The 25,849-nt window shown below is 61.8% G+C and carries 15 protein-coding genes; 10 read left to right on the top strand and 5 right to left on the bottom strand.

The window, feature by feature from the left end; all coding sequences use genetic code 11:
* Nucleotides 1–278 precede the first annotated feature (278 nt).
* The 10 genes from OVA11_RS06160 to OVA11_RS06115 all read left to right on the top strand — a co-directional run bounded on the left by OVA11_RS06160 (nt 279) and on the right by OVA11_RS06115 (nt 13,332).
* On the top strand, nt 279–1,205 hold the full coding sequence (locus OVA11_RS06160) for a hypothetical protein (RefSeq protein WP_268066657.1): 927 nt from the start codon (nt 279–281) through the stop codon (nt 1,203–1,205).
* Complete coding sequence (dbpB, locus tag OVA11_RS06155; RefSeq protein ID WP_268066656.1) at nt 1,202–2,317, top strand: DGQHR domain-containing protein DpdB; 1,116 nt, start codon at nt 1,202–1,204, stop codon at nt 2,315–2,317. The genes OVA11_RS06160 and dbpB (OVA11_RS06155) overlap by 4 nt, the downstream gene beginning before the upstream one ends.
* The gene (gene dpdA, locus OVA11_RS06150) at nt 2,314–3,609 is read left to right on the top strand and encodes a tRNA-guanine transglycosylase DpdA (RefSeq protein ID WP_268066655.1); all 1,296 of its coding nucleotides are present in this window, start codon (nt 2,314–2,316) and stop codon (nt 3,607–3,609) included. Before dbpB (OVA11_RS06155) ends, dpdA begins: the two co-directional genes overlap by 4 nt.
* Nucleotides 3,606–4,721 carry a DGQHR domain-containing protein DpdB gene (dbpB, locus tag OVA11_RS06145; protein ID WP_268066654.1) on the top strand — a complete coding sequence of 372 codons (1,116 nt, stop codon included), beginning with the start codon at nt 3,606–3,608 and terminating at the stop codon, nt 4,719–4,721. The genes dpdA and dbpB (OVA11_RS06145) overlap by 4 nt, the downstream gene beginning before the upstream one ends.
* 51 nt (nt 4,722–4,772) lie before the next feature.
* Nucleotides 4,773–5,141, top strand: coding sequence for a 6-pyruvoyl trahydropterin synthase family protein (locus tag OVA11_RS06140; RefSeq protein WP_268066653.1), 369 nt, complete (start codon nt 4,773–4,775; stop codon nt 5,139–5,141).
* A complete protein-coding gene (queC, locus tag OVA11_RS06135; protein ID WP_268066652.1) occupies nt 5,141–5,851 on the top strand; it encodes a 7-cyano-7-deazaguanine synthase QueC in 711 nt (236 codons plus the stop codon). The genes OVA11_RS06140 and queC overlap by 1 nt, the downstream gene beginning before the upstream one ends.
* A 131-nt stretch (nt 5,852–5,982) precedes the next feature.
* Nucleotides 5,983–8,487 (top strand): helicase-related protein, encoded by a 2,505-nt coding sequence (locus OVA11_RS06130; protein WP_268066651.1) that lies wholly within the window; start codon nt 5,983–5,985, stop codon nt 8,485–8,487.
* Complete coding sequence (locus OVA11_RS06125) at nt 8,484–9,365, top strand: hypothetical protein (RefSeq protein WP_268066650.1); 882 nt, start codon at nt 8,484–8,486, stop codon at nt 9,363–9,365. Before OVA11_RS06130 ends, OVA11_RS06125 begins: the two co-directional genes overlap by 4 nt.
* Nucleotides 9,362–12,640: a hypothetical protein gene (locus OVA11_RS06120; RefSeq protein ID WP_268066649.1), complete on the top strand. Its 3,279-nt coding sequence runs from the start codon at nt 9,362–9,364 to the stop codon at nt 12,638–12,640. The genes OVA11_RS06125 and OVA11_RS06120 overlap by 4 nt, the downstream gene beginning before the upstream one ends.
* Nucleotides 12,637–13,332, top strand: a complete 696-nt coding sequence (locus tag OVA11_RS06115) for a hypothetical protein (RefSeq protein ID WP_268066648.1) — start codon at nt 12,637–12,639, stop codon at nt 13,330–13,332. The genes OVA11_RS06120 and OVA11_RS06115 overlap by 4 nt, the downstream gene beginning before the upstream one ends.
* On the opposite strand, the gene OVA11_RS06110 is transcribed toward OVA11_RS06115, so the two are convergent.
* The 5 genes from OVA11_RS06110 to OVA11_RS06090 all read right to left on the bottom strand — a co-directional run bounded on the left by OVA11_RS06110 (nt 13,329) and on the right by OVA11_RS06090 (nt 25,711).
* On the bottom strand, nt 13,329–19,670 hold the full coding sequence (locus tag OVA11_RS06110; RefSeq protein ID WP_268066647.1) for an AAA domain-containing protein: 6,342 nt from the start codon (nt 19,668–19,670) through the stop codon (nt 13,329–13,331). The two genes, OVA11_RS06115 and OVA11_RS06110, sit on opposite strands and share 4 nt — an antisense overlap.
* Nucleotides 19,667–21,964, bottom strand: a complete 2,298-nt coding sequence (locus OVA11_RS06105; RefSeq protein ID WP_268066646.1) for a hypothetical protein — start codon at nt 21,962–21,964, stop codon at nt 19,667–19,669. The genes OVA11_RS06110 and OVA11_RS06105 overlap by 4 nt, the downstream gene beginning before the upstream one ends.
* A 560-nt stretch (nt 21,965–22,524) precedes the next feature.
* Nucleotides 22,525–23,997 (bottom strand): hypothetical protein, encoded by a 1,473-nt coding sequence (locus OVA11_RS06100; protein ID WP_268066645.1) that lies wholly within the window; start codon nt 23,995–23,997, stop codon nt 22,525–22,527.
* Entirely contained in the window at nt 23,994–25,310 is a 1,317-nt protein-coding gene (locus OVA11_RS06095) for a KGGVGR-motif variant AAA ATPase (RefSeq protein ID WP_268066644.1), read from the bottom strand. The genes OVA11_RS06100 and OVA11_RS06095 overlap by 4 nt, the downstream gene beginning before the upstream one ends.
* Nucleotides 25,307–25,711 carry a hypothetical protein gene (locus OVA11_RS06090; protein ID WP_268066643.1) on the bottom strand — a complete coding sequence of 135 codons (405 nt, stop codon included), beginning with the start codon at nt 25,709–25,711 and terminating at the stop codon, nt 25,307–25,309. The genes OVA11_RS06095 and OVA11_RS06090 overlap by 4 nt, the downstream gene beginning before the upstream one ends.
* Between the last annotated feature and the right edge of the window lie 138 nt (nt 25,712–25,849).

Below are 25,849 nucleotides of genomic sequence, written 5' to 3'. Positions count from 1 at the left end.
GCATGGCCCGCCGTCTCCTGCATCCCTGTTATGGGCGCCCACATCAGATCTCGGCCGCATAAGGCTGGCTTCGCCCGACCCGGTTCAGCGCGACTAGCCAAATTTCGAACCCGCCCGCACGCCCCACACGGCACGTAGCGCGCAGCGTCGACAACACCATCCCCGCGAAGCCTACGGGAGGAACCTCAGTTCCGCGTAAAACCGGGCGATGAGCAAAAAACTGCTCCCGCCATCCGTACAACCATGATAAAAAACTGTAGCTCAGAATTGACAGAGTGATGCAAATAACTGCTCGCGCCACCATCATTACGACGTGCACCAATCGCAAACGGTATGCGCCGGCAGCGACCCTTCGCGCGGGTGAACTTAGGCCGGGCACGACGGCCGAGGTCGCCCTGGCCTGGCAAGAGCGATTGGCGCAGGCCCCAAAGCCTTGGGCGGCTGGAACACTGTATCTTGGCCGAAGCTTTAGTGACGCCACCTCAGCGGCAAAGATCGCCGATGCCAACCTCCTCATAGTCTCGGCCGGCCTTGGCCTTGTCAGCGCCCAGACCATGGCCCCGAGTTACGATCTAACGGTCGCGCCGACGGCAGCCGGCTCAGTGCTTCGCAAAACTTCGGGCGACGCCAGAGCCTGGTGGGCTCAGATTCAACAGGCACTGGATCCCGCGCCTGCCTTTGAGGGCGACGCTCTGATTTTGGCTGCCCTCTCCCGCCCCTATCTCGACATGGTTGCAGACGCCTGGGTCAACTGGCCGCAGGAGCGCCTTTCGCGGCTTCGTCTGTTTTCAAAGGAAGCTCCGAGCGGCCTCGGCGAAGCCTTCAGCAGCGCGTGGATGCCCTACGATGATCGACTCGACCGTTTCGAGGACGGTCGCTACGCGGGCACCCAGGGCGACTTCGCGCAGCGCGCACTCAAGCACTTCGTCGAGACCATCGGAGTCACCCCGAGGGATGCCAGCACTCATCGAGATGCAGTGTTGCTAAGTCTCGAAGGCCTAGCCGCTGCTGAGCGCCCCAATCGCCAGCGCCATGACGATGAAAAGCTCAAGGCGATGATCCACCGAGACTGGGTTTTAGTTGGCGGACGTTCTGGAGCGATGCTCCGCCATTTGCGCGACACGCTGGGTGTGGCCTGCGAGCAAGGTCGCTTCAAGATCCTATTTCATCAAGTCGCCAGCGAACGGGGCGGCTCGCTAGTATGAACCGCTCGGCCACACTTTCTGTCCGGGCGCTTCGCACCCGCCAAGCCGCAGGCCTCGACGTCTTCGCCTTTTTCGTCCGCGGCGATGAGGTAATGAAGATCGCCGACATCTCGCGCCTGCACCGCGACGAAAACCAACTGCGCGGCTTCCAGCGGAAGGAGATCAAGAGTCACGTCTCCGAGATCGCCGAATTCCTGAAGAAGGGAGAAGTGCTCTTCCCAAACGCCATCATCCTGGCGCTCTCTAAGGAGGTCGCCTTCAAACTCTCACGCGGCCCCGCCCCGCAAGGCGGTACCGACGCCGTTCAGAGCGGCGTACTGTGCATTCCACTCCGGCCCGAAGGCCAACGCGCGGCCTGGATCGTCGATGGCCAGCAGCGCTCACTTGCCCTGTCAAAGGCAAACCAGTCGGATCTGCTTGTGCCGATCGTGGCCTTCGTTTCATCGGATCTGGAAGTGCAGCGTGAGCAGTTTATCCTGGTCAACAAGGCTAAACCGCTGCCCTCCCGGCTCATCGACGAACTCTTGCCGGAGGTGAGCGTAGACCTACCCCGGGATCTAGCGCCGCGCTTGGTGCCTAGCGTCCTATGTAACGCCCTCAATCAGGATCCGGACTCGCCCTTTTACAAGCTCATCAAGCGGGAGTCTGAGGCTGGCGTGAGCGGCCCAGTGATCACCGACACGCCGTTGATGAGCGCACTCCAGGGCAACCTTCGCCCCGGTGGAGCCTTGGGATCCTACCGAACCTCGGCGGGTACGGACCTACAGAGCATGCTGACTGCCCTCAACATCTATTGGGGTGCGGTGAAATCCACGTTTCCTGACGCTTGGGGCCGTCCGGCTCAGGAGAGCCGCCTGTCACACTCCGTCGGCGTTCGAGTGATGGGCGCGTTGATGGATCCGATCTGGACACGCGCGGACGCCTCGCTTGACCCCAAGGCCGATGTCGCCTCCTCGCTCGCGCGCCTGGCGCCCTATTGCCGCTGGACTAGCGGCGTGTGGGAGGAACTCGGCTGGGCCTGGGACGACCCACAAAGCCTACCAAAACATATCAAAGGGCTCACGGACTATCTGCTGCGCCTCGACCGAGATCTATCCAGGGCCAGCCGATGAAGTTCATATTTGCCGACAGCCTCGATTTTGTAGATCCGGGCTACGACTTCATCAACGACCGCAACACGCCTGGTCGTAAACCGTATTGGGACGACGCTTACCCACACGAGATCATGGGCTATGCGCCCTATGACGGCGTGTTGGTCTCGCGCGGTATTGTGGGCGATCACCGCATCAAGGGCAAATATACTGATAGCCAAGCGCTGCGCTTTCGGCGCGTAGGCGTTCGCGAATTTATGCGCCTAAACAAACCGCAGTTTGCGAACCTGGCGCTCTTTGGTGACTGCGGGGCCTTCACTTACGTCGCCCAGGAGGTCCCGCCCTACACCCCAGCAGATACCGCCGAGTTCTACTCTGACTGCGGCTTCACCCACGGCTGCTCAGTCGACCATATTATTTTTGACTACGATGAAAGCCTGGTTGGCTTCATCGACGGCTCGCCCGAAGCCAAGCGCCGCTACGACATTACCTTGGAGAACGCCGACGTCTTCTGGCGCGAGACCCGCGGCATGAAGAACTTCACGCCACTGGGCGTGGTGCAGGGCTGGTCGCCGGCCAGCATGGCCGAAGCGGCTCGATCGCTGGTCGCCATGGGCTACACCTACCTAGCGATCGGAGGCATGGTGCCGCTGAAGTCCGAGCAGATCAAAAGCTGCCTGACGGCGATCCGCGACGCCATTCCGCCCAGTACGCGGATCCATATCCTGGGCTTTGCCAAGGCCAATGAGATCGCCTCGTTCGGCGCGTACGACATCACAAGCTTCGATACGACCTCTCCCCTGATCCGTGCCTTCAAAGACGCCAAGCAGAACTACTTCCTGCGCGAGGACGACGGCAAAGGGGCGCTGCGCTACTACACCGCCATTCGAGTCCCTCAGGCGATCGAGAACACCCGCCTAACGCGCCTCATCAAGCAGGGCACATTCAAGGCCGAAGACCTCTCCAGGCTCGAGAACGAAGCGCTCACCGCCCTGCGCGCCTTCGACAAAGGTGAGCGAGATGTCGAAAGCGTCCTCGAGCCGGTGCTCAAGTATAACGCCATCGTCGCGACCGATCAGTCCTTCGAGGCCGTGCGCCATACGGCTGTCATGAAGCGCCTGGAATCGGCGTATCGAGAGACCCTAAACAAGCGCCCCTGGAAAGCCTGCAGCTGCCCGATCTGCCGGCAGGCGGGGATCGAGGTAATGCTGTTTCGGGCGAGCAATCGCAACAAGCGGCGAGGCATCCATAATCTCGCCGTCTACAAAACCCTGATCGACGACATTACGAGCCTGGCGGACGCCGCAGAATGACGAAGCTTTCCTTCACCGCCGTCAGGGCCAATCAGAGCCCTGACCATCAGGTCCTCACGTTCGCGGCCACGGCCAGCGACATCCTGCAGTTCGCGCAGATCGAGCGCGTGGCGCGTGATGCTCAGGGCGATCTCTTCGGCTTCCAGCGCCCGCAAATTGCCGGCCATATCCGCGAGATTCAGGATTACCTAATCAAGCCGGACTCGATCCTGCCCAACGCCGTGGTCGTGGCCTTCACGGATCGGGTCGAGGTCGAAGACCTCGGCTCCGGCGTTGCCAAGATCACCATCGATATGGCCAACGGCGCGCCAGGCCTCGTGGTCGACGGTCAACAGCGCCTCTCGGCGCTTAGCGCCACTCAGCGCGACGACTTCCAGGTGTTTGTGGCGGCGATGGTCTGCCGCGATGAGGCGGAACTGCGTCGCCAGTTCGTGCTGATCAACAACACCCGGCCGCTGCCCAAGTCGCTGATCTACGAACTACTGCCGACCGTGAAGGGCCTGCCAAACCGGATGGAAGTTCGCTCGGCCGCGGCTTCTCTGACGGCGCGCCTGAACTACTCGGACATCTCCTCATTGAAGGGCATGATCCGTCAGCACACCAACCCCGCCGGCGTTATTATTGACACGGCGGTTCAGCGGGCTCTCATGGCGTCGTTGAGCGATGGGGTCATGCGCGACCTGATCCAAGAGGACAACGGCCAGCGCAAGTGCATGCTGCTGGCCAGCGAGTTCTTCCGCGCCGTCGCCCACGAATTTAAGGACGACTGGTTCGCCCACACGCCCAAAACCTCGCGCCTGGTGCATAGCGCTGGGATCCAGTCGATGGGCTATGTGATGGAACTCCTGGCATCGCTCGATGGCGCCCGCTCTTGGACGGACTTCACGGCCGGGCTGAAGTGCCTGAAGGGCAAGACCGCCTGGACGAGCGGTAACTGGGACTTCGGCGATGGCGACGTGCGGCGCTGGAACATGATCCAGAACATCAATCGCGACATCCTGGCCCTGACTCATTACCTCACCGGGATCGTACGCGCCGACATTCGCAAGCGACGCGAGGGATCCACTCCTGCGGTGAATCAAGGCGCGGTCCTCGAAACCGCCGACTCATGATCTTCTTGAGTGCGAGTCTCATCTCGCGCGCCCGATAGAGCCCACTGCGCCATGTACGAACTGACCAAAGAGTTTCGCTTTGACTGCGCCCACACGCTGGAGCGCACCATCAATGCTGAGGGCAGCCGGCGCATCCATGGCCACTCTTATCGCGCCCAGGTGACCCTGCGCGGTCGTCCAGACCCGGTTTCGGGCATGATCATCGACACCAGCCTACTTGAGCTGAAGCTCGAGGAAGCCCGCGACGCGCTCGACCACCGATTCCTGGACGAGATCAACGATCTTGGCCCGGGCACGATGGAAAACCTCTGCGCCTACATCTGGAGGAAGCTCGAAGACCAGGTGACGAGCCTCCACAGCGTGGCGGTCCTACGCGACAGCACCAGCGACCGCGTCACCTATTACGGCCCAAACGCCTAATGGCCGGCGGCGCCCTTGTCGTCTTTTCGGGTGGTCAAGACTCGGCCACTTGTTTGGCTTGGGCTCTAGAGCGCCATGACCACGTCGAGACGATCGGATTCGACTACGGTCAACGGCATAGGGTCGAACTCGATGTCCGCGCCGACTTTCGCGAGGCGATTACCACCAAGTTCCCGCAGTGGGCCGATCGCCTCGGCCCCGACCATATGCTCGCCCTGCCCTCCTTGGCGGCGATCAGCGACACGGCCCTGACCAGCGAACGAGAGATCGCTTTCAACGCCACGGGCCTTCCAAACACCTTCGTGCCGGGCCGTAATCTGCTGTTCCTAACCTATGCTGCTGCGGTCGCCTATCGCCGGGGTCTGAAGCATCTGGTCACTGGCGTCTGTGAGACCGACTTCTCAGGCTATCCCGACTGCCGCGATGACACCATGAAGTTGCTGCAAGTGACGCTGAACCTTGGCACCGAAAGCCGCTTCGTCATCGACACCCCTTTGATGTGGATCGACAAGGCTCAAACCTGGGATCTAGCCAACGATCTTGGAGGCGAGTTGCTCGTCAATCTCGTCATCGAGCATACTCACACTTGTTACCTTGGCGACCGCACACGCCGTCATCCCTGGGGCTATGGCTGCGGAACTTGTCCTGCGTGCGATCTGCGCGCCGCCGGTTTCGAGAAGTGGAACGAAAGCAGAAACGTCCAGGACTGACGCACCTCCCATTTTTAGGTTGTTGGGCTTGCAACCACACGGTTGCCGCGTAAAGCTCAAGACGGGGAGCGTGTTGTGCAACGACAAATGATTTACTCGGCGATCGCGGTGCGAATTTGACCGCAGAGAGCTTGATTTCACGCGACACAGATTGGCTCGAAGGCGCTCGAAGCCGAACTCTAAAAGCCCTGCGTTCGTCGTTAGCGGCCGGCGACCGCTTGGCGTTGGTGCGCGAACTTGCCCGTCTGTCCGGTGGGCGATTCAATCTCCGAGATGCCGGCCACACCTTAAGCGCCGACGAGAATGCTCTGATGCCGCGCTTTGGAATGGCGCTGACGGATGATGGATCTGTCAGGCTCGTAGATGGCGGCTTGCTTGACGTCGCCAAAACGCTTGAAGCGGCGCTACAGGTCGATCCTCGGTCTCGCACCCTTTTCGAGAGCGGCGTCGCGGACGCCGCACTCCTCCGTTGTACAGGGCATCAGAACTATAGAAGCCTGACACAGAAAGCGGCGGTGAACGCCCTTCTGACCATGCCAGATGCGGCATCTATGATGGTGTCGATGCCGACGGGTTCGGGCAAGAGTCTGCTCTTCCAACTCGCGCCCTTATGGTGGCGCCGAGATCGACCAGGCTCCTGCGTGATCGTCATCGTGCCTACGATCGCATTGGCGGATGATCATGCTCGCACGTTGAGCAAGATCGACGGGCTCGAGGGTAGCCGGTCACTTACGGGCGCTCTTACACAAGGCGAACGGCAAGAGGTCATTGACGCCTTCCGACGTGGAGAGGTCCCCGTTCTGCTGCTCTCGCCAGAGGCCGCCTTGGGCTCTGCTTGGGAGGGCTTGCTTAACGCCGCGACTCCTGCGGAAGAAAAGTTCGGCCTTGAGGGGCGCCTGCAAGCGGTGTTCATCGACGAAGCCCATATCGTCGAGAGTTGGGGCCGCACATTTCGCCCGGACTTTCAGCGACTACCAGCGCTCGTCGATGCGCTTCGATCCCGCAACCCGGCGCTGCGCACGGTGCTGCTATCGGCCACGCTCACGCCCGCCGCGAGCGACGTACTCAAGGAAGCTTACGGGCGCGGCGATTGGCTGGAAGTACACGCTCAAACGCCGCGCTATGATTTCGATCTAGCCTTCAACACTTTCGCGGATCCTGCTGCGCGCGACATAGCGTTGTTGAAGGCGATCGATCACGCTCCTCGGCCCGCCATCGTATACACGACTCGCGTCGATCAAGCCGAAGCGCTCTACCAGCGCCTCACCGAAGAGCGTGGCTACAAGCGCCTTGCGCTGTTCACCGGAGCAATCACTGACGCCGTCACACGCAGAAAGATCGTCAATGACTGGGCGGACCAGCATCTGGATCTGGTTGTGGCGACATCGGCTTTCGGCATGGGGGTGGACAAACCCGACGTTCGGACGGTCATCCATGCCTGCCTGCCTGAAACGCCCGCGCGCTGGTACCAAGAAATCGGCCGCGCATCGCGCGACGGCCATCAGGGCCTGGGTTTAGCCCTCTGGACTCGAACAACAACTGACGAGCGGGCCTCGCGACGTCGCGGCGACAGTGACGGCGACGAGGCCGAACGTTCTGATGAGGAACTGGCTCGCAGGCTTGCGGGCGGCGGCTGGCTCTCCAGACCAAAGGCGGAGGCAAGGTGGTTGGCGCTGCGCGACAGCTGCGCCCCGACCTGGGACGACCAAGCTCGCCTTCGTCTACGGTTGTCGCTCGATGCAGCGCGCGAAGGGCTTGGTCGCTTCACGGGCGAACAAAACCGCGGCTGGAACCGCAGCCTCCTTAACCTGCTTCAGCGGGCCAAAGCCGTCGAGATCGAGGCCGCGCCACCTAAGGAAGACGCCGGAGACGAGCCCGAAACCTGGGACATCTACCTCTTAGACGATGGCCTGATGAGCGAGGGCGAGGCCTGGAAAATCGCGTGGGATCAGATCTACCGGGTGCGCGATGCTGAGCAGCGGAAGGCCACTCTAGAACTGGACCGGTTTCGTAGGCTCCTAGCAGGCGAAGCTTCGGGCTGCTTGCTGCGCGAAACCTATGGGCTCATCGAACCGGACGCCGACGCGCCCGATTGCGGGCGATGCCCCGATTGCCGCGCGCGCAACGTCTCGCCGCCGAGGAGTTTGCAGCCCGCTGGCCTCACGCATGCGTGGAAAGCACAACCTAACCAGAAGCGCCATCTGGGCCGCGGACTTATCCTGGTCGCTCCGGAGGTAAGCGTGACATCGCAACGCCTTGTCGAGCGGCTTGTCGCGGCTGGCGTCGAACAGTTCGTCGCCCCAAGGGCTTTTTCCCTCGACCTTGCGCAGATGCTCATGGCCTCCCCTGCACAGCTTGGCTTTGTGCAGGACGCTGAGGACTGGATCCTAAACGAGAGGGTTTTGCCAGATCTCCCAACGGCGGTGCTCCCGGCGGACGAGCCTGACCTGTGGCGCTGGCTGCGGGCATCGCAAAGGTTTGCCGAGCAAAGGCCCGAGCAAACCCTGGCGCTGGTCGTAGACCCGTTTCGAAAGATCGATGGTCGGGCCCTTCATCAATTTGCCTCCCAACAGGCGCCCATCGAGGAAGAGACGCTCGATGAGTTCACGCTGGTCCAAGCCGGAGCTTTGGCATGAGCCTTCTGACTGACACCCAAGGCACGCCCGAGCGGGTTTGGTCTTCGATCCACGCGGTCGCGGCCTTGAATGGTCTAGCCCCTCGCGATGAGCTCTGGGCGCTCCTAAGCCCCAAATTCATTCGTGGCGGGATCGAGAATGATGCAGGGGATGGCACCGCGCCGCGGCAGGCGGTCGGTGCGAGCGTCAGCCTTGGTCTGCTGGAATTGGTAGAGCCCAACTATCGGCTCGTCGCCGCCTTGCCTGCCAACTATCTTGCCTTCGGCGACTATGTTCACGATCGCCTCTGCTCGATCGGTTCGGACGATCCTGACTTCCTCATAGTTGAGGCCTTGGCCTGGATGGTCATGAAAGTCGATCAGATGGGATCCCTCGAATGGACCGGCCGCGGGAATGACGCGGTGGCGAACATGATCGAAGCCGACATCGGTAATCCTGTCGGTGGAGATCTTCGCTATAACCGAACCAAGATCACCGCGTGGCGCCGCTGGGCACAGTTCCTGGATGTGGCCGTTGAGCTGCCTGGAAACCTCGGACTCTACCCTTGCTTCACCGGGCGCGTGCGCCGCGAGTTGGCGCGAAGCTCACTGCCACGAGATGTGGAGTTACCGGTCGGCGATGTGCTCGCCGAACTTGCCCGCCGCATGCCGTATGTCGACGGCGGTGTTCTGCAGCCCGCGATCGCTAGTCGAATGGGCGTGAAGACTGATCGCATGCGGGTCTCGATGCTGCTTTCCATGGCGCTGCGTGATCTGACGGAAGACGACGCGATTGAGCTTCGGGTGAGAGGCGATGCATCTGGCGTCGTCAGGCTTACAGCCGACGATCGCAAAGAGCTGAGCGTCCAAAGCGTGGTTTTGAATGGAGGCGTGCTGTGAGCCTGTTGTCCACTCCATGTTGGACTGCTGAAGACGCGCGCTCAGTCCTTCGGACAGAGGCCCTTTCAGGCGCCGATGAAGTTTTCCTGGCGACCCACACGCCGGTGCAGGACTTTGATATTGAAGGTTCTCACGCCAGCGATGTCGAGACCGCGACTGAAAGCGGTCTGTTGATGGCCCTAGCAAATCCTCGCCGACAGCACGGGTTGTGCGTCATTCAGGGCGAACCGGGTTCAGGCAAGTCCCACATAATTCGCTGGCTTGACGTCAATTGGCCTGAAGAGAGCGACCTTCGCCTTCTGATTCAGCGCGCGAACGGCAGCTTGGACGGTACTTTGCGCCAGCTTCAGCGCAAGATCCCCGATCAGTTCCAGCACCTCTTCGATGGGTTGAAACAGCAGCAGGCCGCCGGCTTGGTCGGCCGGTCGATGCAATTTCTGACTTCGCTCGCAGTGTCGCTTCGACCCGACTATTTCGACTCCGCGCCCGAAGATGTCGAATGGTGCCGTAAGTACGAGCCGGAAAAGTTGATCCTCAACGCGCTTGTGCGGGAAAACTGGAAAGGGCCCCGTCGCGTCCTGGAAATCATGAATGGCGGCGACGCCCGCAATTCAGAGTCTGCCAGCTTCAGCCTCAAAGACGTCTACGACCTTGTGGAGTTTTGCCCTGACGCCAAGGACTCCGAGCGCTCGGCGGCCCTAGCTCGCCGGCTCATGAGCGAGGGCGTCCACATTCGAGAGGCGCTAGAGGAAGGCCGGAGCTGGGACGATATCAGCAACGACAGCTTGGCTCTGCCAGAGAGCCTCAAGCTCGTCGATGCTCTGAATGCCCGGCGTAACCATGCCGTCCAGCACGTGATCGGCGTGTCGGCCGACGCGCTAAAGCGCCTTTTTGAGGAACTTCGCTCGGCGCTAAAGAAGGAGGGCCGGCGCCTTGTCTTGCTGCTCGAGGACGTCACGACCTGGCAAGGTGTGGATGACAGTTTGATCGATGTTCTGGTGACTGATGCGGCCACCCGACCAGAGCAGGATCTTTGCCCGCTGATCTCGGTGATTGGTGTAACGCCGGACTATTACGAGCGCGACCTAAAAGCCAACTACCAGCAGCGCATCACGATCGACGTCCGTTTGGGCAAGTCCGACGGCCGCTTCGAAGAGATCGGTACGCTCAAGGATTCCGAAAACCGCGCTGGCTTTGTAGCCCGGTATCTTGCGGCGTCACGGGCCGGTTCCGAACGCTTGAAGCTTTGGCGTGAGGACGTCCGAGCGCAGCACAATTTGCGCCCCCCTAATCTTTGTGAGACATGTCCGCGTCATGACCCCTGCATCGCCGCCTTCGGCGAGATCAATGGCATCGGGCTCTTTCCCTTCACCCGCGAGGCGGTCGACGGTTTTTTTGGCGCTCTCAAGTCTGACGCCCGCGGCCAGACCTACAAAACGCCACGCGGCATGCTGCAGGGTGTCCTCACCCCAACGCTGCTGAACACAGAAGTGTTCGTCGACGGGCAGTACCCGGGACCGCAAATCGAGCGAGCGTATATTCAAAAGGTTGGTCTTGCGCCGCTGCTCGCCAGCCGCCTCGACGACCGTGTTGAAGACGAGGCTCAACGCGCGCGACTGCGGCGCTTATTCGCCTACTGGGGAGACAACCGACCCGGTCTTACCGAAGATCCAGACGGTCAGGTTCGCTACGCAGGCTTGCGACGCAGTGTTGTCGAGGCCTTCGATCTTCCCTGGATCGCCGACGACATAAGGATGCCCGCGCCGGCGGTAGTGACAGTTGCGGACGCGGCCGACATCGGCGCGCCTGAGACGGTCGAAGTCCGCGTTCCGCAAGCTGATCCAAATACTTCGACACCAGAACCAAAGCCGGCGGGAAGACCCTTGGGCGCGAAGGCTGAGGCCGGGCCTCGCCCGGCCACCGCGCGTCAGCCCGCGCCGGCTCACAAGCCAGCCCCGCGGCGCGAACTCGAAAAACTGCTGGCTGAGATCGACAATCTACAATCCGACGACGCACTGCCTAATGCGCCCAGATGGAATGCCCTCGTTCACGAGGTGATGCAGACCATCGATATCCGGCGCCTACAGGTCGACCGCTGGACTTTCGACAAGGTGTTCACGCCCGACAGCGTCAAAATTGCCGGCGCGGGTAAGATCGACCCGCGCCACATGGAGGTGCCTCGCAAGGACTGGCTAGCCCAGGGCCTTAAGGCCTACGCCATGCTGAAGACCGATGATGCCGGTCTCACGACCGAAGAGATCGAGCACGCCCGCCGTCGCCTGGCGGCCTTAGTGCGCCAGCTTGAGCGTCTGGCCGGCGACCACCTTGACCGTCGCCTGCCTAGCTTGGCCACAGGTAAGGGATGGAGGCCGGCGCGCGCGGCCGTTCAAGTGCTGCTAGCGCGTGCTTGGCTTCGTGGCGCCGTATCGCCGAACGCGCCCCTCTCGGAGCAATGGCGCGCCCTTCTCTCCGACGAGGGCGAGGCTGAAGCTGCGTCGAGCATGCGGACGATGCCGTGGCAGGAGGTGCTGAGCGCGACGGGTCGCCGTCACGGTGACCTGCGCAGTATGTTGCAGGAAATGGTCAGCCTGCCTCAAGGCAAGGCGCGAAATTTCGGCCTCGCTGATCTCTCTGTTGCAGCGGCGGCGATGGTGGACCTGGCGCGTAGCCTGAAGTTGGATGACTTACCGCTGGAAGCCGACGCCAAGCCCGCCGTCAGCGAACTTCCCGTTCTTCGGGAAGTCGCGATCAAGGTCGCCACATCGCTCCCGCGCGTCACGGCGCTAGAGCGCACGCTCCTGAGTGAACGCAGCAACACCCTCCTGCCGCTGCTACGCGACAACAGTGTCGCCGAGCACCTTAATCGGATCGACAAGGTCGTGCGGACGGTCGCTGAGGCTCTTCCCACCCGTTCGGCGGTCGAAGTACGCGAATGGTTCGAGAGCTACGCAAGACTTCGGCGGATCCTTGACGACCGGCCGCTCCTAGGGCGCCTGCAGACCCTGCTGATCGAAGCGACGGACCCCGACCCGCCGCGCACGGCTGCTGAACAATTGGCTTGGCTGATCGCCGCGCCAGCAAGCGAGCTTCGATCCATCCTTGATCAAGCGCAGCGCGGTGAGGCGATTGTCGGGGCCCTCGCGCCGCATGTTCATGACCTGATCAGCGCTACGGCGGGCGGGGCGGACTTGGCAGTTCTGCATGGCCGCGGTCAGGCTCTCAAAGATGCCGCTGCAAAGGCACAATCGGCGCTGACGATAGGGAACGGTCAATGAGCGACGCCCTCACCCAACTCGAAGCTGACGTTAGTCTCATCCCGGCCGCTATTCAGGCGCGGACCCTGGGCTCGATCTTGGGGCGCGTGAGCGAGAAGACCCAGGACGCCAATCGACAGGCGCAACGGTGTGTCGCGCTTGTCGAGATGGCCAATTCGCTCGACGGTCTCTCGACCGCCACCGTCGAAAGAGCGGTGAGTCATGCGATCAAGCAAACACTTGAGGTCGGCGAAATGCTCGCCAACGCCCAAGGAGCGGACGATCTTGAGGCGATCTACGAAGACTACGGCGAGATCATCGTCGCCTTGCGTGACCTCGACCAGCAGGTTCGTTTCGTCTGGAGCTTGAAGGCCAAGAGCGACTACGCCTCGCTGATCCCGGTCGGTCATCTGCTGATGCGTATCGCCGGCGCCGAGGCGCTCGGCCGCAAGTTGGTCGACATCGGGACGAAGGCTGAAGCGCTCGCCGCGAGGGCTCAACCGGCAGAGACCCTCGCCCCCGAGATCACCAGTTTGAAGGCCGACCGTCAGCAAGCGCTTGCGGACATGGCCAAGTTCACTGAGAGCCCCGAGGTCGATGGTTTCTTAGATGCTGTCACCAAGGGGGCGGCGACCTTGGAAACGGTCACCCCAAAGGTGACCGCATGGCTAAAGGCACACGACGCCCTGGGGGCATTCAAGGTTACGGGTTAGGCCTCGCATACGAACCGTCGAAGCAGCGACCGGCTCGTAGAGGCCCCCACAAGGCCTTCCGACATTAGGTCACTGCTTTGGTGTACGCACGCCTGACAGCCATCGACGCATAGCCGGCCATGCAGCCGATAGAGCTGGTCGGCAAGGCGATGGTCGGGACTGAGGCTGTCGTCGAGAGCCGCGTCCTCGACTTGCTCATAAGCGGCCAGGAGCCTGGCGGCCGTCTTGGCTTGCCCGCCCCGCGCCCGCTCCACGGCTGCGCTGACCAACTCCCACACCGTCGGTTCGCGCTTGAGACGCTCGCGAAGCTCCGCGTCAGCAACGCGCAACTCCATGGCCAGCTCATAGAGATCGACCCGTTCGAGGCCCACTTGCTCCCTGCCGTAGAGCACGCGCAGCACCGCGGGCGGCGCTGGAGCACCGGACGGCAAGCCCAAAGCATCGGCCAATAGCCGCAAGGTGGCAGGATTGGTCGGATCGAGCGCGCGCCAGGCCGCATGCTGATCTTCTGCCGCAAATAGCCGCGTAAGGGCCTGGTCTTCAGCGGCATTGGGACAGTCAGTGATGAAGCCGTCGCGCCAATGGCCTTTGGAAGTTTCAAACCGTTCAGCAAAGGTTCGCGTGGTTCCATCCCCATACGACCCGACTTCACAGATCGTGATCATCGCCTCGTCCACCGCCTCAAACTGCAGGGGAAGGCGCGCATGCATGATCACTTGGCGCTCATCGCCTCGTGCGGTTTGCACAAACGATTCCTTCAACCGCATGCCCAGGGCGTGCACCACCGCCGTCCATATATAGCGGCGCAGGCAGGCCGGATCGCTCAAACCCTCAAGTGCCGCCTGTAGCACAGGCTTTAGCGCGGGCGCGCCATAGACGTCCGCAACCCTTGCGACCCGGCTAACGCTAAGCATCGGGTGCTGGGACAGGTAGCTTGACCGTGCGTCCTCGAAAAGCGCGGCAATGTCGGCCTTGTCCCAAAAGCGAAGCACTTGTTTGAGGCGTTTAAGCAGAGGCTCGTCCGCGACAATTGTGGCCAGAAGCTCCGCGGCCCGGCGCGCTTCGAACGCGTTGACGCCAGCGGCGATAGACTTCGACTCCAGGAGATAACGCAAGCGCTGTCCCTCGTGCCACGCACGTTCGGCAGCGTTCCCGTCAAGCTCTTGGACGACCTTTTCGACGAACTGCGAGAGGCGATCGGTGTTGATCGCATAGCGCACGCCCTCGGTTTGGACGTGGAAACCGTGCAGCAGCGGTCGATCATCGCCGGGTGCGGTGAAGATCTGGGTGAAGGTTTCGGAGCCAAGCGGTGGTCCATTAAGCGGCACTTCGGCGTCAGCGCCCCAAAAGACCCGCGCCAGACCAAGCCCCGTAGACTTGCCGCCAACGCCGTCGCCTTGGAAGAGGTCAACACGCGTCAACCAGGCTTCCAGCCCCTCAATCGGCAACGGCCGCGCCTGTTCTTCAACAGGCTTCAGCACGGGAAAGCCCCGGAGAAAGCCGCGGCTATCGTGGCGGATTTGTCTGGCGAGATCGGGCGGATCGCCCACCTTGCTCACGCTCGCTAAAGATCCTGCGCCGGCTTCCCAGTCCGATTGCCAGCCAGCGCCGTACATGCGGCCAAGAACCTCTAGGGTGAGGCGCTTGGGCCGAAAGTAGGTGTCGTGCAGATCGGTGAGGAGAGGTTTAGCCTCGTCGGGCAATTGCGCAAGCCACGCACCCGCGCCCTCTCCCACGGCAAACTGGTCGCCGTAATCGTAGTCCTCGGGAGCCAACCATGGCCCTTTCCCGTCGATCGGCGGTCGCCAATAGACATTGACCCCGTCATAGCGACGCGTGGCGTTGCCTGGCGCTGCGGTAGAAAGCGCCAAGGCGATGTCCTCGTTAGCGTCGGGAGCCCCCGCAGATTTTACGGTTAGGTGCGGAAGGTTGATGCTCTCGAAAAGTGTCGTGGGAATCCACGTCAGAAGGGCGCGAGCCTTGGCCGGCGTGTCGAGAACTTCATTCTTAGAGCGCGCCTTAAGGGCTTTGGCCCACAGAGCCGCCAGGCTGGCCTGCCTGAACTGCTCCCATGGCTTGGCGCCAAAGAGACGTTCAACATAGGTCTGCGCCTCCAACCAAGCGTCCTGCGAGGGGGCCTCAAGATCCACTTTGACGCCGCGCCGCTCCAGCCGTGCGAAGGCGTCGAGCACCGACGATAGGATCTGACCACGCCGAACAAAGAAATTGTCAGGATTGAGCGGGCTATCGAACGCGGCCGGAGAAATCATCTCGTGCGGTTTGCGGAACCACCAGGTGTCGCGGCTTGAATAGAGGGATAGCGTCACGCCGGTGATCGGACGATCGTCGACACCGCGCCCACCCCGTCCCTTGCGTTGGATGAAGCTGGCAAGATCGCGCGGCGCGTAATGCTGATAGACTAGGTTTATGTCTGGGTCGTCGTAACCGACCTCAAGTGAGGACGTGGCGAAAACGATATCCGAGCGCTTGATCATGCCTTCCACGCGGCCCGACGTCCCCGAGAACACCGGCTGCTCAGCCACCGTCAAGCATGCGCCGGCTCTGCGACGCCCCGCCGCTCCGACCTGGGCCTTGTCCTGAGCGGCGAACCACCAGCATTCGCCTTCCTTGAAGACATCACAGCCGTGGGGCTGGCCGCAGCAAGCCTGACGCGGCTGGCCATTCACGGGATCGTCCGGATAGTTGCGCGTCCGTAAAGCGGCGAGCTTCTTAAAGGTCTCCGCATCGCCATAGGCGGCGTGAAGCCGTCTGACCTTGTCGATCGAATCCAGGAACACGAGCGACCTGTAGCCGCCCGCCGAACCGGTGCGGCGTCGCATGCCGTGCGCCAGGCACATAAGGCTTTGGATCGTGGTCGAGGCGCCGGCGATGTCCTTGCCGCGAGACTCCACCTCGGGCTGGACGAAGAAGAAATATTCCCGTCCGCGGGGGTTGATGGTCCGTTCGTCGGGCCTTGGCGTAATGAGCTCGGTGGGCCGGTCGACAAGGCGCTCCCACGCCTTGGCCGGGTCGCCAAGGGTCGCGCTCATTCCGATCGCTAGCAACGGGCGTCCGTCCTTGGCGTTAGCGGCGACTCGAGCGGCAAGGCGCCTTAGGGCAAACCCGACCTGAGCGCCATGGATGTGGGAATAGAGGTGGATTTCGTCGGCGAGCACCGCGCGAGGCGGCGCGAATTCAGGGTCATCTCCGAAGATGCGACCGTAGCTAGCGTTGTGCATCCATTGGTGCAGGGAGTCAGTCGTAGGCAGGAAGAGCGCCGGGGGGGTGTCGCGCAAGCCCTGCTTTGAGCCGACCCACCCTTTGTAGCCCCAGGAGCAAGCCGTGCAATTGAGTGCGTCGGCTCCGTCATCACCTTTGCCGCTCGCGAGTAGAAGCTCCTGCTCACATGCTGGACAAGCAAAGAACGGGAAAGTGTAGGTGCGGTCGCTGACCTTCTTCCAACCTGCATCCACGTCCCAGGTTCGAAGTTGGTCGAAAGACTGGGGAACAGGGCCGATCTGAAGACCCAAGGTCACGGTCGGCATGCCGGGCTGTTGAGCAAAGTCCGCCAAGTAGCTCGCGAGTCGCTGAGCCTGATTGGTGGCCAGGCGAATGCGCGGATAGGCCAGGATGGCGCGAACGCCACGGACGCCCCTCAAGCGGTCTGCGGCGGCGCCGGCGATCAATGGAAAGGCCGCAGCTTCAGTCTTGCCCGATCCGGTGTCTGCAGCGATGACGAATCCTTTGTCGCCGGCCCCGTCCCAAGCCTGGCTTAAGGCGATGAGGCTTCGGGCTTGGAAACCTGCGATCGCAGCGTCGGCTCCCCATCGCCGCTGGAGCATATCCCCAAGCGCCTTGAGCGCGTCTTGTCGCGCCGGCTCAAGACCTTCGGCCGCCTTGCCGATCGTCGCGGCGATATCCTCTCGACGCTCGGGCTTGTCGCGATCTCGTAGCTCGAGCTTCAAGCTTCGAACTAGGTAGGGTCTGGTGTCGGCGTCATCGTGTTTGAAGCGCTGCTTCACATAGCGTAGTTCGCGCGCGAGTTCGGCCACACGGCTGCGGACCCTGCCTTCGTCGGCAAGCATCAGCCAGCCGTGCTCGGCCAGGCGCCCCACCGCTGCAGCGACGAACTCTCGATCCAGGCCAGCCTGGTCAGCGAGACTGGCTATCGACGTCCAAGCTTCGAAGACGCCGAAGTTGATGGTCGCAGCTTCGAGTGTCTCCAGCGCATTCAGGACGACGAAATCCTCGTCGACGAGTTTCGCCGGCTCGGCCGGCGGATCCCCGTCGACCGGGACGCCCAAATCGACCCAATCAATAGTCATAGCGCCGTTGGCCGTACCGAACACGACCAGCCCTTCGGCCTTCAGCCGCTCTACGGTTGCCATCAGGACATCGTCGCCCTTGCCGTTCATCCAGGCAAAGCGCTGGCGCACGGTGTTATAGAATGGCGGCACGCGACCTGACCGCGTTTGGCTGATCACGCCCTCAAGCCTGGCGCGAACGGTATCGATATCGACGGTGAACACTTGCCGGCGGGGATCGACGATGGCCGCTTGCCAGAAGCTTCCGTAGCGTGTGGATTCGGTGAGGTTGATCCACCCTAGCGCATGCAGGCGGCTTAGGTCCGGCAGGAGACCGCGCTGGGTCGCCAACTTATGCTGCAGGGCCTTAATGGTCGCCTTGGCGTTCTTGGCCTCTCTGGCGCACGCCACCACCGCGGCGAGCAGTCGCTCCTGATCTTTTGTAAGTTCATCCGTGCTGCTCGCCGGGGCGCTCTCGACCGTTTGCTCGAACACCGGTGCGGCATCGAAGCCGCGAAGCAGCACTTGGGCTTTGACCGTTCCTCCAGCGCCGTTCTGCAAAACGACGCTACGCCTCGGCTTTGCGCTGAAGACGAACTCGCGCAGCATTTCGGCCTTATCCATAGCCTCCTGATCGCCGGGCGCGGCTTCGAGGAGTCGCCGGCTGATCAGCACAATCAGCTTGGTCTTCGCCCGAGTGATGGCGACGTTGAGGCGTTCGGGCGCGAAGATGAAGTCGGCTTCCGCTAACGCAAATTCCGCATCGGCGACGCAATAGGACATTATAACCGCGTCGCGCTCCTTGCCCTGGATGCGATCAACAGTTTCTACGAATGCCCCTCGGGCCAAGCGCTTGGAGAGAGACGAGCGGATCGCGTTGTTCTGAGCTCGGTGCGGACTGACGATCGCCAGATCGTCTTCCCAGAACTTCGGTGGTACGACGCCGCTCGCATCGACCACGCTCATCCGCGTTGCAAGATGCTCGGCAAGCCTGGCGGCGATATCGGCTTCCAGGGGGTTCTGGCTCGACGCAGGAGGGCCATCATGGAGCAGAATGGCGACTGGCCAGTCCGGATCGAGGAGATCGCCCTCCCAGTCCTCCAGGCCCTCCTGCCAGTTGTCGATGAGCTTCAGCCGGCCGAGGCGGACTTCATCGACGGACCGGTAGTTATCCTTGTAGAAGACGCGTTCGGGAAACTCCGCGAGAGGCCCGTTCAATCGGAAGGTCTCATCTAGAGCAAACTCCGGCACCTCCCCCGACTTCAGGAACGTGTAGAGCGAGCCGCCCAAGTCACGCGTATCGAGCCGGATGTCTCGGGCCGAGCGAATGGGCGGTAGCTGCTGATCATCGCCGGCCACCACAAGGCGGCCCGTGTCCTTCAACCCCGCCAGCGCCATCAACCCGTGGCTGACAACCATCTGAGAGGCTTCGTCGATGCAGACGAGATCGAAGATGTCGGCCGTATAGCGGTCACCTTGGGCGTTCGGGCGCGCCATCAGACGCGCTAGCGACCAGATCGAACCGCCCATGACGACGTTCGGGGCCTGAAGATCCGCTATGGCGGCGTCGGCTTCGGCGGGATTGCTGACACGGTCGCGGTGCTGAATGGAACCGGAAAGTCCCGCTGGTGGGGCCGCGCCGATGAACCGCACATCGAAGGCGCCGGGCGCATGCGTCTGTGCGCGCTTGGCGACCGCGTCGAGGAGGTTGCCGATGGCGTTGCGCGTAAAAGCGCTGACGAACACCCGCGTCGGCAGGCCGGCGGCCATGCGCGCCTGCATGTAGCCGACAATCAGCCAGGATAAGAGATGGGTTTTCCCCGTGCCTGGCGGGCCAAGCACGAGCCCGGCCCGAGTGGCGGCAAGACCTTGCCATGCGCTGATCTGGGCCGCCCGTAGCGCATGCTCGCCTTTGGCCTTGAGTTGCGGCGTCACGAACTCGTCGAGCGCCTTGCGCCAAAGGTCGGGGTCAACAGCGCCCGCAGCGAATGCCTTAGGGTCGCGCAGAAAGGTCAGGAGTTGGCGCGGGCTCATGGCTGATACCTCGCCATATTGGAAAGAAATCTGGCGGCGCGGTCACTGTTCACGTCGCCAAAGCTCTGGTCGATGAACCAGCCGTCGGTGGGCGTGGTCCGCAAAAGCGCGTCAAACTCGGGCGATTGGTAGATGCGTGGGCTGATGCGCACGGAAACGAGATCCGTTCGATCTTCGAAGTCGCCCGAAGGCGCCAGAATCGAGCAGCTAACGCCTCGCCAATTGGCCGGATTGAGCCGCAGGTCTGGATCGTCGTTTGTGAGGATCAGGTTGAAAGAGCCCGGGCCAAGGTCACTGTCACGACTGGCTTCAGGTACTTTGAACCGAAGGATCGCCGTGCGTCCGTAGAGACCGTGACTATTTAGCGAGAGCCCGGCCATGCACCGTCCGGCGTCGCGCCGGCGATCGGCAGGCTGAGCCAGATTGACGAGAGCTTCCAGGAGGCCCGCCCGGTTCTCCAGGAGTTCGCATGCAACCAAGACATCAAGGTCGACGGCGTTGAGGGGATCAAAGGTGGCGTGGAAACGGAAAGGCTTCTTGGAAAGGCGCAGCAGCGGCGCGCCCTTGGCAGCCGCCACCTCGTTCTGTCGATAGAGCCAGGCGATTACCCCATGCAGAGCATCAAGGCGCATAGCGACGTCGTCGCGGACCGCGCTCAAGGGCTTGGCGTCGAGCTTTTGCTCTCGGATTGGCCGAATGACGTCGATCGATAGCAGCGAGGAGAATGGGCGAAAAAAGCCCTCCGCCGGGCGATAGGCGGGGCCCGCCCCCGCCGCCTCAAGGGCCTGACTGACCTGTCGAAGATCGTTGGCCACCATGACCGGCAGGGCGAAAAGTTGTTCGATGACGCTGCGCACGGCCGTTGCAGGCAGGTGGTGCACCCCGCGAAATTCCGGCTCTGGAACGACGTCCTCGGGCGGGAAGAGCCGCACCAGGTGCAAGAGCCCTCCTCTAATGATGTCATTGTCCAGGTGGCGGCCCAAAGCGTTCTGCAACGCCGTCGCCTCGCTAGGCTCGTAAAAGAAGATATGGGCGAAAACCCCCTGTCCATCCGGCGCGCCGGCGTTGGCTAGGTCGATGTCCGTAAGATCTTCAATGAGCGCTGAGAGAACCGCGATCATCGCTGCGGCTTCGTCCTCAGCTGATCCACTCTTTGGAATTTCGATCTTCTCACGCGCCGACTTGCCGGCCTCAATCCGGCGAAACCCGATGGCGGCGATCCGGTCATCGACAGGGTCGTGGTCGACCGACAGCAGAAAGATAATATCCGCGCGCGGCGGCATCAGGAAGGTGTGCTCTTCCTGGGTCCGAGCGATAGAGTTTTTTGAGATGGCCAGCGCGCGTTCAGCCAGGACTGGCGCCTTGCGGGTGAGAGACCAGCCCGCGCCAGGAACCTTTGCAAGTCCCTGGGCTTGGGACAGAGCGCCAACGGTGCGCACGTCGAGCTTGTGGAGCGAACGCTTGGCCTCATGGGTTAGCCCCGGGACGGCGGAGACGTCTCGCGTTTCGGCAGGCAGTTCAGGCGATATGGACTTCCTGCAGTGGTCGATGAAATCGCACTGCTCACATTTGAAATAGAGGTGAAAGAAGGTCTCGTCGTAGCTGGGCGCGACAACCTTCTTTGCGATGGCCGGAAGAATGTTGGCGCAGAAATCGTCCACCATCCGCAGATAGGGCGCTAGCGAAAACCGCTCGATCTGATGATCTTCTCCCGTAGCGAATCCACGATCGGGAATGCGCCAGATCTCGCCATGATCATCAAGGCGCGCGTGCCCAGATAATCCCATTTCACTCAGGAGCGCCTCTAGCACACGGACGTAAAAGGCCACCTGCGTTTTATGAAATGGGGTAGCGCGGCGCGTCGCCTTGATATCGATGATCGTGAGAACGGGGTTACCACCGCCGGCAAGGGGCGCAAGACGGATGAGGTCTGGCAAGTTGCGCTTGAGCGCTAAGTCAGTGCCCTGCAGGAAGCTTGGTTGCGCTCGCGGTGTGAGGTTGGCCTGGGCAGCAAAGGGCTTGGCCTGTTGCCCGCGGAGAAATGACGCCGTTAGCCGTTCGTCAAGTGGGTGCTTCGGAGAGCTCGGAAGGAGCACGCCGTCGGTACGATTAAGTTTAGCGACTACACGCTGCTCAAATTCGTTCCCAAGAACAGCCCAGCTTTGCTCTTTTACGACTTTAACGACAGGCACCGCGTCTAATTCGGCGTCCGTGAAGAGTTCATATCGAGTTTTGCGTTCACAGCGATACTGGAACCAAGACTTGATGGTCGATCCACTGAAAGTTCTCGCCATGCCCCGACGCCCGGCGCGAATCTCGCACCCAAAAGTTGTTGGTGCGAAATGAGCATCTTATGGCATAGCTTCGCAAGGATCTCGCCCGCGCATCTCACTCCGTAGTGGCTGGGTCGTCGCCGGGAAGCGACCTCTCAAAACTCTGATAAAGATCCGCACTAGAGGTGAAACTTCCGAGAGGCAGGTAGCGCCAAAAGCCTAGCATTGGCTGTTAGGCCTTAGATCGGACGTAGACATCCACCTAAGGCAGCCAATGTCCCGAATATGAGAGGATGTACCGAGCGGCCAGGGAGTACCCACGTCGCGTGCTCTAACAAGCGCGCGGAGCAAAAGGCCCATAATGTCCGCACTATATGCGGAGATTAGGCTTGCGCGAGACTCTGCCGATCGGGGGCGGAGCATAAGCTGTTAGCTCTTATGCGAAGGCCAGCCCTGACTCTTCTGAGAAGTTTGGAAGGGCCGCTTTCAGCGAGGTGCCGCGATTTGGTTCGGATCGCGTTCGGCGCGCTGAGCCTTGAGGCTTCCGATGCGCTGCTTGAGCGATAGATCGGTCGGATCGACTACGGTCGTAGCTTGACCCCCCCCATCCGCTTCACGCCGGCGGCAAGGCGGAAGAGGTCGGGCATATTCAAACGGCCGTCGCCGATGACTTCGATGATGCCAAGGTGATCGAGCGTGTCGATCAAGGCCGCATGTGTCGCCGAGTCGTCGGCTTGAGACGCGATCCGCGGTGGCGGAAGGTAACGACCCGTCGTATCGGCCTTCATCTCCTTGTTGATCGCCGTGATGATTTTGCCGCCTTTCCAGCGGTTCATGACATCCTTGCGATCTACCGGAACCTGCATGTCCCTCAGCGGGCGGAAGACCGCATCGATCCAACGGTAGTCCTCGCGCAGCTCGAGCATCCGGCTCTGCGAGGCTTGCCGCACGCCTTCCTTGATACCCTCCACCTCCAAAGCCACGAGATTGCCCTCGCTTCGTTCGGCGGCCACACCTAGAGCCAAAAGAAAGCTACGCGGCGCTGCGTGTCCTTTCGCGTTCGCCAGATGGTTTGGCACCCAGGTGTAGGTTCGGCCCTTCGTCGCGCTACGGCCCATGTAGTTGCCAGCAACCGCGGCGAAGAACTTCTGCTGGGCGGTTTCGTCGGTCAGAAGTTCGGCTGGAACCTCGTAGCGATCTGCCTCGTAGTTCAGTTCTTTGCCAAAGTTCTCTCGGGTGTACTGCTGAATGGATTCACGCGCTTCAGGATGATTGGCGAGGTATTGGATGAGAAGGGCGTGAAGGTCTCGCCGCGTCCAGGCCAGCAGAACCTCGTCATGGCGAAGCTTTGAGGAGTCTCCGACCGCCCACAGTTGCGGATCATCGACCATGTCGGGACGCAGAAACAGCTTGAGACGCAGCGCTCGTGAGGGGCGCAGGAAGAGGCCGACCTGAAGAAGCCCCCGCATGAGGTTGGATATCTCGTCCCAGTTGGACGACAGCGTGTCCAACGCATCGAAGATAACCAGGAGCTGGCGGCCTTCACCGATCAGGTACTTGTCAGCGGCCTGGAAATACTCACGACGAAGAGCCGGGTCGTCGGCGATCCAGGCCACTCGCTGGCGCCAGCCGCCCGTTGCGACTTCCGCCGGCCGCACAGGCGCGGGCAGGACCGAGAGAATGACCGCCCGCCAGATCGCTTCAGCGGTGAAGCCCTGCTTGAGGAGGTCGGACAACTCATTGCTGGTGGGGTGGTTGCTCGAGAACTCGTCGCCGCCAAAGCCTAGCTCAACCGCGACCTTGTCGAGGCCCAACCGTGGATAGACCGACGAAAGCCGTGCACGGCTGTCGGCCTTGAGGAGCGCGCCGGTCCAGAAGCTTTTACCCGTGCCTCGATCGCCGATCACGATGGGCCGCGACGGATCAAGCGCGCCTTCGTGATCGCGCACCGTCAGTACGCGCTCCCAACCGGGCGCATCCGAGGCGATCTCAGCGGTCTTTCCCTTCAATTCCCTCAGCGCGATACGAAGCGGTGTTGCGGGAAGCGCGCTCATAGCGAAGCCTTCGTGAAAACAAAGTCGCGAACAAAGCTCAGCAGTTCGCCATAGGCGCTGGCATAACCCTGCTCGGAGAAAAGATCGGGATTGGCGTCTGGGTTGAAGTTCATGAACGCCTCCGACGACGATACCGTCAAAGGATAGTGTGGCGCGGAGGGATCGTCCAAATCGAAGCTGAAGGCCTCAACATCCACGTCATCGTCTACGGCGTCATAGAGATAGTCCAGCCACAACTGCCAGCAGTGGGACAGGAACAGCGCGCGATCCTGAGTGCTACTTAGAGCACGTCCGTGGACCATCCGGAAGCGGTCGCGTAGTTCCGGCGCGTCTTCCCAGGATTCCATCGCCTGGCGCACCGTCGAGAGCAGGATGGAGTAGCCGGAGAAGGTGTGCGGCGAATTGGTCCCAAACAATAGAACCGTTGCCCCCAGGCCCAGCAGCGAGGCCGCGGACGTCTCGTGAAGGCCTGCCCGGACGTCCAGCAAGACGACGTCATATCGGCGGCGCTCTTCGAGTAGCTCCAGCAGGATTTGCACCTTCTGTGCAAATGATTTCCCTGAGAACGGGCCGGATGGCGCGCCGGGCGTGTAGGCGCGCGACAGCTTCCCGAGGAACGTATCGGGACGCGCGAGCGTCAACCGTCCGACCACCGGCACCACATCGACGAGGCCCTTGCCCGATGTGAACGGAGAGCCACCAATCATATCCGGAACGAGCTGGGCCACATCCAAGCCCGCAGCAGCGCCCGCCATCCAGTCGAGCACGCCATAGTCGGGCACCCGGTCAGCACGCAGGAGCACGCTTTCCAAGCCCGGCGCCTCCAGGTCGAGGTCCAGCACCAGAACATTAGCGCCCCGCAAAGCCAGGTCGGCTGCGCAGATCGATAGAGCTGTCGAGCGACCAACGCCCCCCTTCAGCCCGTAGAAGGCCAGCCGCGGAACCGTTGGTGCCTTGGTTGGCGGCGCGCTCAGCCAGCCTTCGCCGGCCAAGCGTCGATCCAAGAGAATGTAACGAGCGCCTTGCGGCGCAACGATCGGAATCCCCGCCTCTTCGAGGAGTGGCCCAGACATTCCCGCCGATGCCGCAAGCAGCGGCGCTTTGGGCGTCAAGAAGGGGCGCAGCGCGTCAGGCAGGTCGGCAGTCGCGGCGGACACGGTTGCGTCGTCCACGCTCGGCGGCGCGACAAAGGCGAGCCGACCGAAGACGTCGCGGACAATTCGCCCCCCCGACGAGGCTTGGCCCAGCCGGATATCAAGGAACTCGACGAAGGCGTCGAGACCAGCATCGATAGTTTGCGACAGCGTGGTCATATCGAAAAACCGCAAAAGGACAGGATCCGCTGGGTGTCGGCCTTCCAGCCACTACAGAGAGCATCATCGACGCAATTGTCTTGGGCGTAGCGAGAGTGGATCGAATACTCAGCCAAAAGTTCAGGCGGGCCCTCCAGCAGGCCAAGCAACGGCAACATCGTCCGCCCCTGACCGTGCAGCCCTAAGGCTTGGGTGAGTTTCGGGAAGTGCACTTTCAGAGGCTTGTCGATCGTGATGTTGGCGCTTTCTAGGAAGCCCTTCACCGCGCATTCGGCAGCCACTCCATAGAGATGGCCCGAAGTCGTCGGGTCGCCGGCATCTTCCAAGACCATCGCCGCAAGGTAGGAGCGGGCCGCAGCATCCGTGAAGGACTCCGTCAGTGTCCAAGCTCCAGCGCTCATCGAAATCGGTCCCACGCCTCAGATCTTGCCGCGCCGTGCTTACGCTCGGCCTAGACGACCTCCTACAGGAGTCGCCCAGGTTTTGAAAAACCAAACCTGAGGTACGAACAAGCGCTCGCCGCGTCAGCTCCGATTTGC

It is taken from the genome of Caulobacter sp. SL161, from assembly GCF_026672375.1.
Taxonomy (GTDB): domain Bacteria; phylum Pseudomonadota; class Alphaproteobacteria; order Caulobacterales; family Caulobacteraceae; genus Caulobacter.
The sequence above is the reverse complement of the archived record's forward strand: the minus strand, read 5'-3'. Positions and strand labels throughout refer to the sequence as shown.

What these genes read in the sequence shown, in the direction of transcription:
- OVA11_RS06095 (WP_268066644.1), bottom strand. Translation starts at nt 25,310, where the DNA reads ATGACCACGCTGTCGCAAACTATCGATGCTGGTCTCGACGCCTTCGTC.
- OVA11_RS06090 (WP_268066643.1), bottom strand. Translation starts at nt 25,711, where the DNA reads ATGAGCGCTGGAGCTTGGACACTGACGGAGTCCTTCACGGATGCTGCG.
- dbpB (WP_268066656.1), top strand. Translation starts at nt 1,202, where the DNA reads ATGAACCGCTCGGCCACACTTTCTGTCCGGGCGCTTCGCACCCGCCAA.
- queC (WP_268066652.1), top strand. Translation starts at nt 5,141, where the DNA reads ATGGCCGGCGGCGCCCTTGTCGTCTTTTCGGGTGGTCAAGACTCGGCC.
- OVA11_RS06110 (WP_268066647.1), bottom strand. Translation starts at nt 19,670, where the DNA reads ATGAGCCCGCGCCAACTCCTGACCTTTCTGCGCGACCCTAAGGCATTC.
- OVA11_RS06100 (WP_268066645.1), bottom strand. Translation starts at nt 23,997, where the DNA reads ATGAGCGCGCTTCCCGCAACACCGCTTCGTATCGCGCTGAGGGAATTG.
- dbpB (WP_268066654.1), top strand. Translation starts at nt 3,606, where the DNA reads ATGACGAAGCTTTCCTTCACCGCCGTCAGGGCCAATCAGAGCCCTGAC.
- OVA11_RS06160 (WP_268066657.1), top strand. Translation starts at nt 279, where the DNA reads ATGCAAATAACTGCTCGCGCCACCATCATTACGACGTGCACCAATCGC.
- OVA11_RS06125 (WP_268066650.1), top strand. Translation starts at nt 8,484, where the DNA reads ATGAGCCTTCTGACTGACACCCAAGGCACGCCCGAGCGGGTTTGGTCT.
- OVA11_RS06140 (WP_268066653.1), top strand. Translation starts at nt 4,773, where the DNA reads ATGTACGAACTGACCAAAGAGTTTCGCTTTGACTGCGCCCACACGCTG.
- dpdA (WP_268066655.1), top strand. Translation starts at nt 2,314, where the DNA reads ATGAAGTTCATATTTGCCGACAGCCTCGATTTTGTAGATCCGGGCTAC.
- OVA11_RS06115 (WP_268066648.1), top strand. Translation starts at nt 12,637, where the DNA reads ATGAGCGACGCCCTCACCCAACTCGAAGCTGACGTTAGTCTCATCCCG.
- OVA11_RS06105 (WP_268066646.1), bottom strand. Translation starts at nt 21,964, where the DNA reads ATGGCGAGAACTTTCAGTGGATCGACCATCAAGTCTTGGTTCCAGTAT.